This is a genomic window from Kordia sp. (assembly GCF_045105435.1).
Taxonomy (GTDB): Bacteria; Bacteroidota; Bacteroidia; order Flavobacteriales; family Flavobacteriaceae; genus Kordia.
This window is the reverse complement of the sequence record NZ_JBGCDL010000302.1, coordinates 1-9603: the sequence shown is the minus strand read 5'-3', so window position 1 is coordinate 9603 and position 9603 is coordinate 1. Positions and strand designations below refer to the sequence as shown.

Below are 9603 nucleotides of genomic sequence, written 5' to 3'. Positions count from 1 at the left end.
AATTTTTTTACATGTGTGATCCTATTATTTACGTACTTCTTGGTTTGGCTGTTGGTTATATTGGCGGATTTGCCGGAATTGGTGGCGGACCATTTTTAGTTTCATTCTTAGTATTATACTGCGGAATGTCGCAATTGGTCGCACAAGGAAATATACTAACCATGATGTTAGGTCCCATGAGTTTATTGGGTGTAATGTCCTTATACCAATATGTAAAAACACAATGGCTCAATATTGTTGTAGGTGTTATTTGCTATTGTATTTGCTCGTATTTTGGTGCTATTTTCGCTTTTTATATTGGTGAAACAGACTTAAAATATTACTTCGCGGTGTTGTTAATTATTATTGCGTTAATGCAGTTTAGATCGTATTTACGTAAGAATGCAAAAGAGCCACACAAAGAGCACATTTCAGTCTATTGGATAGGTGTTTTAGCAGCAGTAACAGGAATTTTGGGTGGTATGTTCGGAATTGGCGCTGGTGTATTGATGGTGCCAATTTTAATTGGAGTATTCAAACTAAAGAAAGAATATGCACGTGCGTTGAGCTTGGCAATTTTAATTCCGCCCGTAAGTTACGGTGCATTTATAAAGTACAACAATGTAAATCCTGTCGATTGGCAATTGGTAGGAATCCTTTTTGGAACCTATTTTATTGCAAATTTCTTCGGCGCAAGAATGGGAAGTAAAATTTCAGGAAAAGCTTTCACATTGATTTATGGCCTTATTCTGCTTTCAATTGCTATTATCTACTTGGTTTGACACCATAATGACCTTCATATTACCAATATTTAAATTTAAATATTCCTCATAAACAGGACTGTGTAAATATCGCTTCTTCAAAAAAACCTTATATATTTTATGGTTTTACATTTTTCGATCTGTTTTTTTTTGTCGTATAATTGGTCAACCAATCTGGTTTACCAAACTGGTCAACCAAATAAATTATTAAACCATAAACCTAAAATGATGAAAAAAAACTTTTTAAATCAAACCCTCAAACCATTCAAACTACTACTGCTTTTGTGTCTTCTTATGTGTTATTCATGCTCTGTTGATGAGAATGTCACTATAGATGAAGAAGAAGTTATTGAAAACGGAAAAGTACCAATACAAGCTAAAAACGGAGAAATTATTCCTAATAGTGTTTCCGCAAATGGAGATGATGGAAATGTCCCTCAAAATACCTTAGATGGAAGTTTGAGCACACGATGGTCTTCTAACGGTTACAACGGAAAATATATCACCTACGATTTAGGTTCTGTAAAATCAGTATCATCCGTAAAACTAGCTTTCTACAAAGGAAATCAGCGAAAAGCATATTTTAAAATTAGAGTAGGAACATCTATTTATAACTTACAGACAGTTGTCAATAAAAAATCATCAGGAAGTAGTGGAAACACAAACGGTTTAGAAACCTATACTTTTAATGCTGTAAATGTTCGTTATGTTCGAATTTCATGCTTTGGAAATTCTTCAAGTTCTTGGAATAGTATCACCGAAACAGAAATTTATGGAGCTGGCGGAACAGACCCAGGCACTGGAAATGGAGATTCTCCCGGAGATAATTTAGGATTGACTTCTAATAATTGGAAACTCAACGGGTTTACAGGAAGTCCAGGAGCTAATGCTACTTACAGAGATAATGTGTTGGCTTCTACGGGAAAAACTTTCGGGACGTATAATGATCCAAATTATTTTTACACAGATGGTGAATGGACATTTTTTAAATGCTACAGAGGTTTAGGCGGATCTGCCAATTCTGGAAATCCACGGGTTGAATTACGAGAAATGAAAAATGGAAATCTAGCAAGTTGGAATGGTGGTTCAGGAAACAACACAATGACATTTACAGTTCGAGTTGATCGATTGCCACAAGATGCAGATAATAATGGCGGTGTTTTATGTTTTGCACAAATTCATGGACCTTCCAATACGGTTGATGATGTCATTAGAGTACAATTTATAGGAGACGAAAACCAAAGTTCTGGCGGCGTACGCATGAAAATTAGTGGTTATATCACCGAAGATGTACAAGGAAGTAGTTTAATTATTGATAACGGATATCAGTTGAATACAAGCTATACGTTTAAAATTCAGTACAACAATGGAGTTGTAAAGGTTTTCCAAGGATCTAACGAGATTTTCTCTCAAGCTATTGGTACCAATACTTCTGGAAACTACTTTAAAGTTGGAAACTACTTACAGTCAGTTCAAGGAGCAAGTTATACAGGTTCTAACGGAGTTGTTCGTATCAAAAATTTAAGCATTACACATTAATTCATTTTCCCGAATTAGCACAAAAAAACTCCCAAATATCGTCTTTGGGAGTTTTTACTTTTATACAAATTAAGAATAGTCTCTTACTTTTTCTTCGGCTGAAAAACAGGTAGTAATTTTGAAGAAACTTCCCCAAAACCGATACGTACATGTGCGTTTTTACAATGTCCACGCATGGTCACAGTATCTCCATCATTGATGAATATACGTTCTGATCCATCATCTAATTTCACAGGATTTTTTCCTGCCCATGATAATTCTAACATGGAACCATACGAATCAGGTGTTTTTCCAGAAAGCGTTCCACTTCCCATCATATCACCAGAATTTACAGGACAACCATTTACGGTATGATGCGTTAATTGTTGCGCCATGTTCCAATACATATATTTAAAGTTAGAACGTGCAACAATAGTTTCGTCACTATTTTCAGGTTTAATTCCTACTTCTAAATGAATATCGTAGCTTTTCTTTCCTGTGTATTGTAAATATTCTAACTGTGGTTTTAATGGCTTTGGACTTTCCACTCTAAAAGGTTCTAAAGCATCCATAGTCACAATCCAAGCAGAGATTGACGAAGCAAAACTCTTTCCTAAAAATGGTCCTAATGGCACATATTCCCACTTCTGAATATCGCGTGCACTCCAGTCATTAAATAAGACCACTCCAAAAATATAATCTTCGGCTTCATCAATAGGAATTGGTTCTCCTAAATGATTGGCATCTGTTGTAATAAACGCCATTTCTAATTCAAAATCAACACGTTTTGAAGGTCCAAAAACAGGTGTGTCTGCACCAACAGGCAATGTTTGCCCTTGCGGACGATGAATTGGAATTCCCGATGGAATAATAGAAGAGCTTCTTCCATGATATCCAACAGGTACGTGAAGCCAGTTTGGCATCAATGCATTATCTGCACCTCTAAACATGGTACCAACATTGGTAGCATGTTCTATACTTGAATAAAAATCTGTATAATCACCAATTTGTACTGGCAATTGCATTTCTATTTCATCTAAAGTAAAAATAATTGTATTTCTGTGTTCAGTATGATCACGCAAAGCTGCATTATCGGCATCAAAAATGTCTCCAATACGGTTTCGCACCAAGCGCCATGTTTTCTTTCCATCAGAAATAAAATCATTTAAGCTGTCTTGTAGAAAAATATCGTCCGTTAATGGAATTCCATCAAAATACCCTAATTGGTGCAATGCACCTAAATCAATGGCAAAGTCTCCAATACGTGTTCCGATCGTAATTACGTCGTCTCTGGTAAGGAAAACGCCAAAAGGTATATTTTGGATAGGAAAATCGCTGTTTGGAGCAACTTCTAGCCAAGTTTTTCTATTGGGATTATTGGTTGTATCTGGCATAGTTGTTTGGAATATTTATAATTTAAAAAATTTTGTTATTTCTATTCAAATATATGAGTTTTCTATATGAGTTTTGGAATCTAAATCATATTTTTGGTTTTTATTAACATAGAGTCAAAATAATGCAACGCGACGAACAAATTTTTGAATTAATTCAAGCCGAAAAAGAACGGCAAATAGAAGGATTAGAACTAATCGCTTCAGAGAATTTTACAAGTGAACAAGTAATGGAAGCTGTAGGATCTGTACTTACAAATAAGTATGCAGAAGGCTATCCAGGAAAACGTTATTACGGCGGTTGTGAAGTCGTTGACGAGGTAGAAACCATTGCTATTGAACGAGCGAAAGCTTTGTTTGGAGCAGCATACGCAAATGTGCAACCACATAGTGGAAGTCAGGCAAATACAGCTGTTTTTGCAGCATGTTTGAAACCAGGAGATAAAATTTTAGGATTCGATTTGTCGCACGGTGGACATTTAACACACGGTTCTCCTGTTAACTTTTCAGGAAAATTATACACACCTTCATTTTACGGAGTAGAAGAGGAAACGGGCGTTTTGAATTATGATAAAATTCAAGAAACAGCAACCAAAGAACAGCCAAAAATGATCATTGCAGGAGCGTCTGCATATTCAAGGGATATTGATTTTAAACGCTTCCGCGAGATTGCAGATAGTGTTGGCGCATTGTTGTTGGCAGATATTTCGCATCCAGCAGGATTGATTGCCAAAGGAATTTTAAATGATCCAATTCCACATTGTCATATTGTAACCACAACGACACACAAAACTTTACGTGGACCGCGTGGTGGTTTGATTATGATGGGGAAAGATTTTCCAAATCCTTTCGGAATTACACTTAAAAACGGAAAATTACGTAAAATGTCATCTTTGTTAGATGGAGCCGTTTTCCCAGGAAATCAAGGTGGACCATTAGAACATGTTATTGCCGGAAAAGCAATAGCTTTCGGTGAAGCTTTGACAGATGAGTTTATGCACTATATTTTGCAAGTACAGAAAAATGCACAAGCAATGGCAGCGGCATTTGTAGCAAAAGGATACAATATTATTTCTGGCGGAACGGACAATCACATGATGTTGATTGATCTTCGCAACAAGAATATCAATGGAAAAGAAGCAGAAAAAGCTTTAGGACATGCAGATATTACTGTGAATAAAAACATGGTTCCTTTCGATGATAAAAGCCCATTTGTAACGTCTGGAATTCGTGTCGGAACAGCAGCAATTACAACCAGAGGTTTAAAAGAAAATGACATGGCATTGATCGTAGCATATATTGATGAAGCCATTACAAATTTTGAAGATGAAGCAAAGTTGAAAAACATCGCTTTTAAAGTCAATACGTTGATGTCTGATAAGCCTTTGTTTCAGGCATAAATTATAAATACATACAATCGTGTAGTTTTTTAACATAACATTAAGATTTATTATATTTGTCATTATTAAAAATTGGCAGATGAAAAATTACACGATTGTACTCTTATCTTTTCTCTATTTCCCTCTAGTACAAGCGCAAATTCTCTTTGAAGAAAAAGCCCTTGATTTAGGAATCAATATTACTGGAAATTTTAGCACACAACTTGGTGGCGTTAGTTTTTACGATTATGATAATGATGGTTGGGACGATTTAACTTTTGCCGCAAAAGAAAACTTTCCAGTTCGTTTTTTTAAAAATAATTCAGGCACTTTTGTAGAAGAAACGTTCAATATGACCATTCCAGGACACTCAAAACAAGTGTTGTGGGTTGATTATGATAATGATGGCGATAATGATTTGTTTGTAGCACGCTTAGATGCAGCAAATAAATTATACAATAATGACGGAAACTTTAACTTTACAGATGTTTCAGGTATTGCAGGCATTCCAAATACCATATTGTATACCTACGGCGCTTCTTTTGGCGATTATGACAATGATGGCGATTTAGATATGTTCTTGTCAAATAAAGATGATACTAAAATCATTCCGAATCAATTGTACAGAAATAATGGCGATGGAACGTTTACAGATGTTTCAGGCATTGCAGGAATTAGTTCCGTAGGACATTTATCGTTCTGTGCTGCGTTTTTTGATTATGATAATGATGGTTTTTTAGACATTTATATTTCCAATGATCGATTTGCAAATACAAATATTTTATACAAAAATAACGGAAACGGTACGTTTACAGATGTAAGTGTTGCTTCGGGCGCTGGTGTAGCTGCAAATGCCATGTCTACTACGATTGATGATTATAATTACGATGGCTTTTTAGATATTTATGTGACAAATACTGTAGAAGGAAACCATTTGCTAGAAAATAATGGCGATGGAACTTTTACAGATGTAGCAGCAAATACGGGCACTATTTTTAATAGTATTGGTTGGGGCGCAAATTTCTTTGATGCGGATAATGATTCCGATTTAGATTTGTATGTGTGTAGTATGATAAATAATACAGCTTCTGGCTTGATGACTTCTGGGTTTTACGAATGTGCCACAGGATATAATTATTCAGTTCCAACAACGGCAGGTTTTACAAACGATATATTTACAAGTTTTTCAAATGCAATTGGCGATATTAATAATGATGGTTACCAAGATTTTGTAGTAGTAAATCAAGCACCAGAAAATCATACATTATGGAGAAATACTGGAGGCACTAATAATTGGTTGAAAGTAAAATTGGAAGGTACAACAAGTAATAAAGCTGGAATAGGAGCGAAGATAAAAGCTACCGTAAACGGACAAGCAATGTATAGATATTTGTTGTGTGGCGAAGCGTTTTTGGGACAAAATTCGGCAACGGAAATTTTTGGCCTTGGTACAGAAACGACTATTGATATGTTAGAAATCTTTTGGCCAAGCGGATTGGTAGATACATTTACGGATGTAAGTTCAAATCAGGTATTGAATGTTGTAGAAGGAAGCACTTTGAGTATAAACCAAGAAAACGCCGATAATTTCAGCGTTTTCCCAAATCCTGCGTCGGATTATATTATGATTTCTACCACGATTTCTGCGCCGTATACGGTTTCTATTTTTAATAGTTTAGGTAAAGAAGTGTTCGTTAAAAAAGAACAAAATCATCAAACAAAACTAGATGTTTCTTCATTGTCTAGCGGAATTTTCTTTTTAGAAATTCGCACCGAAAACACCAAAACAGTTCAAAAAGTGGTAATTCAGTAATTTATATGTTATTTATCCAAACGGATGTACCCAAATAAAGCGTAAAATTGATAAAATAAATAAAGCCATTCCAAAAATTACTTTAAACGGCATTAACTTTTTAGAAATATTAACAAGTGAATCTCCTACTTTAGGAATTTGACTTAATACGTGCGTTAGTAATAATAGTCCAGAAGCAATTGCTACTAAATCATAAATCAAATGTCTGTCATCTGAAAAACCAAATATTTGTAGCAATTCAAAAATTGCTAAAACTATTAACCCACCACCAATAATCGTAGAGAAAGGCATGATCTTTTTTGCTACGTTGTTAAAGAAATCGCTTTCTCCATCCAATTTGTCTAATGCGGTAATTCCAAGTAATATTCCAGCAGCTATTCCTGCAATTTTAATTAATAGATAAACTAATGTCATGTTGTTAATTTTTGTGTTTAATTATTCTTTAATATGTTAATAAGTTCTTCTAATATACGCATAAAAAAAGAATCATAAAATAGCGAACTACTTTTATGATTCTTTTCGGTGTATTGTCTATTTTTTAGCTGAATGTATTAATCGTCATCAAAAGTGGTATGATTGTATGCACCAACATCTGACATGATGCTTCTAGGGTTTCCTAAAATATCATTCTGAATTATGATTGGTGCGGAACTTGGAGTATTTCCAATTCCGATCGCTCCAGAGTTGTCTCCAATAATAAATTCGCTCGTATCTGTGTTTTTAAAATCGGGATCTGAGTTGAAAACAATATTTTCAAAAATATCTGTATCGTTGAAGTTGTATAAAGGATCATTTACAAAACGATTGTTGAAATCATCAAACTTAATCAAACAGTTTTTAAAGTTGTATTTTAATAATACGGATGAATCATTTTCAACTTTATTGAATAGCAATTCGATTCCGTTATTTCCATAAATGATACAATTAGAGAAATCAGCTTGTACTAAATCGGCTGTAAATATTGTTCCGTTTCCAACATCTAAGAAATTGTCTATTAAAACAGTTGGAAAAACTCTAAAACTATTGCTCCAATAGTTGGCAAACGTACAATGCCTGAATGTATACTTTCCGCCCAAATTCAAATAGAGAGACGCTTGTCCTGCACTTCCAATAACGGAATTATTCGCTTCTATATGTCCTGTACGTGCTAGCAATCCGACAGTAGCACTGTTATGTATTTGAGAATTGTTTAAAAGCAGCGTAGGATTATTAGGATCATCACTATTTTCTGTTAAAACACCAATAGTTGCATTTTTTATAGTTGCGTATTCAATTTTGTTATTTGTACTTCCGTCGGTAAGCCAAATAGTTCCCCATTGTCCGGGCACATTTGCAAAACCAGGTTCCAAACGATCGCCTTCAAAAATGACTTCGTTTTCTAATTCTTCTGTCATGCTCAACGCTCCATTTACTTGTAATGAACCAAGATTTCCAACAATTAAACCAGAATCTGCATGAAAATGTACACGCGTACCTGCTTCAATATTTAAGACTTGATTTTGTCCAACTGCGGCGTATCCATACACTACATAGGGTTTTTCGTTTGTCCAATCTAGTTCCGTATCTTCTAAGAAAAAGCCTTCTACTCTTGATTCGTTACCTTCATCATCTACACCAAGTAGTAAGGTTTCAATAGTTCCATCATCAAATTGTTGCGGATAGAGAAAAACGGCATCTTGTACCAAGGTGACCAATTCTACTTTTTGTTCGTTGCTTCCTGTGTCAAATTCGATCGCATCGGTATATAAAAACTGATTTCCACCAGCAAAATCATTGATATCTAAAGTCGTTTCTACAAAGACAAACATGCTGTCATTTGCCAGTAATTCCACGTCTTCAAATACTTTTCCGGCAATACCATCAATATTTAAGCGATAATTAGAGTTTTCGCCTTCGCCCAATTGAATTGTGGGAATACGAATATCATCGTCACTTCGGTTGTATACTTTTAAGTTGTATGTGCTTGAACCAATATTGGTGAAAACGGTGTCTAAGTATACGGTATCTTTTGAAAATTGAAGTTGTCCAGAACTTGGAACTGTTACAAAGTCTTTTCGGCAAGAACTCCAAAGTATGGTAATGGTAAGAATTAAAAACGCGTATAAAAATTTCTTCATTGTACTATTTTAATTGGTAGCGATCGTTTATAAATACACTAAGTGGTAAAAATATAACTTTTTGAAGTTCTTATTATTGTTTGAAGCCTATTATTTAATGCTTTTTCATAGGTTTTTTTGTTTTTCGCATCCAAAATTCTTGTAAATTTTGAAAAAACCGATTCTTTTTTGTGTCTATTGATTCAATATCATTTCCATTAATGGTAGTTACGCCGCCTGCAACACCTTGCAACTCTTCATCGTTTGCCCAAATCTTACCTGCTACGACTGTAACTTCTTCCAATGGAGCTCCTAATTTTAGTTGAATTTTATATGTTTTCTTGGTTGAAGCTATTTTTATTTCCTGACTTTCGTAGCCAACATAATTTATTATTAATATATCGTTGGGTTTTATTCTCATAGAAAAGTTTCCATCAAAATCGGTAGTTTTTCCGTGATAATTTCCTTTTATGAGTAAAGTTGCACCAGGCATAGGAAGACCTGTATCATCTGTAATAGTTCCACTAATTACAATGGAATCTTGTTGTTTTTTAAAATTGTTTTTTGTTTTCCTGTTGAGCGAACCAATATGGAGTCTTGTAAAATTATAATCGTTTAGTTGTTCCGTTTTGTTAACTTTTTCAGTCATTCTCGGTTTTCCTTGTG

Annotated in this window: 8 protein-coding genes; 4 read left to right on the top strand and 4 right to left on the bottom strand. The window is 34.7% G+C overall.

Translation table 11 applies throughout. From position 1 onward, the window contains the following. A partial coding sequence (locus tag AB8B65_RS15475) for a sulfite exporter TauE/SafE family protein (RefSeq protein ID WP_405302173.1) occupies positions 1-761 on the top strand: 761 nt, incomplete at its 5' end. 273 nt (positions 762-1034) lie between these two features. Then, complete coding sequence (locus AB8B65_RS15470) at positions 1035-2279, top strand: polysaccharide lyase family 7 protein (protein WP_405302172.1); 1245 nt, start codon at positions 1035-1037, stop codon at positions 2277-2279. 83 nt (positions 2280-2362) lie between these two features. On the opposite strand, the gene fahA is transcribed toward AB8B65_RS15470, so the two are convergent. Then, entirely contained in the window at positions 2363-3652 is a 1290-nt protein-coding gene (fahA, locus tag AB8B65_RS15465; protein ID WP_405302171.1) for a fumarylacetoacetase, read from the bottom strand. Positions 3653-3774: 122 nt separating this feature from the next. Between fahA and glyA the strand changes: the two genes are divergently transcribed. Both glyA and AB8B65_RS15455 read left to right on the top strand, forming a co-directional pair. Next, complete coding sequence (gene glyA, locus AB8B65_RS15460; protein WP_405302170.1) at positions 3775-5049, top strand: serine hydroxymethyltransferase; 1275 nt, start codon at positions 3775-3777, stop codon at positions 5047-5049. Between the two features lie 79 nt (positions 5050-5128). Further along, a complete protein-coding gene (locus tag AB8B65_RS15455; RefSeq protein ID WP_405302169.1) occupies positions 5129-6841 on the top strand; it encodes an FG-GAP-like repeat-containing protein in 1713 nt (570 codons plus the stop codon). Positions 6842-6853: 12 nt separating this feature from the next. On the opposite strand, the gene AB8B65_RS15450 is transcribed toward AB8B65_RS15455, so the two are convergent. From AB8B65_RS15450 to AB8B65_RS15440, 3 genes are all read right to left on the bottom strand, one after another. Next, positions 6854-7255 carry a hypothetical protein gene (locus AB8B65_RS15450; protein WP_405302168.1) on the bottom strand — a complete coding sequence of 134 codons (402 nt, stop codon included), beginning with the start codon at positions 7253-7255 and terminating at the stop codon, positions 6854-6856. 137 nt (positions 7256-7392) lie between these two features. Next, on the bottom strand, positions 7393-8958 hold the full coding sequence (locus AB8B65_RS15445) for a hypothetical protein (RefSeq protein ID WP_405302167.1): 1566 nt from the start codon (positions 8956-8958) through the stop codon (positions 7393-7395). Positions 8959-9052: 94 nt separating this feature from the next. Further along, on the bottom strand, positions 9053-9603 hold a 551-nt coding region (locus AB8B65_RS15440; protein WP_405302166.1), incomplete at its 5' end, for a carboxypeptidase-like regulatory domain-containing protein.

Coding starts and splice junctions, on each gene's coding strand:
- AB8B65_RS15470 (WP_405302172.1), top strand. CDS start 1,035: ATGTGTTATTCATGCTCTGTTGATGAGAATGTCACTATAGATGAAGAA.
- fahA (WP_405302171.1), bottom strand. CDS start 3,652: ATGCCAGATACAACCAATAATCCCAATAGAAAAACTTGGCTAGAAGTT.
- glyA (WP_405302170.1), top strand. CDS start 3,775: ATGCAACGCGACGAACAAATTTTTGAATTAATTCAAGCCGAAAAAGAA.
- AB8B65_RS15455 (WP_405302169.1), top strand. CDS start 5,129: ATGAAAAATTACACGATTGTACTCTTATCTTTTCTCTATTTCCCTCTA.
- AB8B65_RS15450 (WP_405302168.1), bottom strand. CDS start 7,255: ATGACATTAGTTTATCTATTAATTAAAATTGCAGGAATAGCTGCTGGA.
- AB8B65_RS15445 (WP_405302167.1), bottom strand. CDS start 8,958: ATGAAGAAATTTTTATACGCGTTTTTAATTCTTACCATTACCATACTT.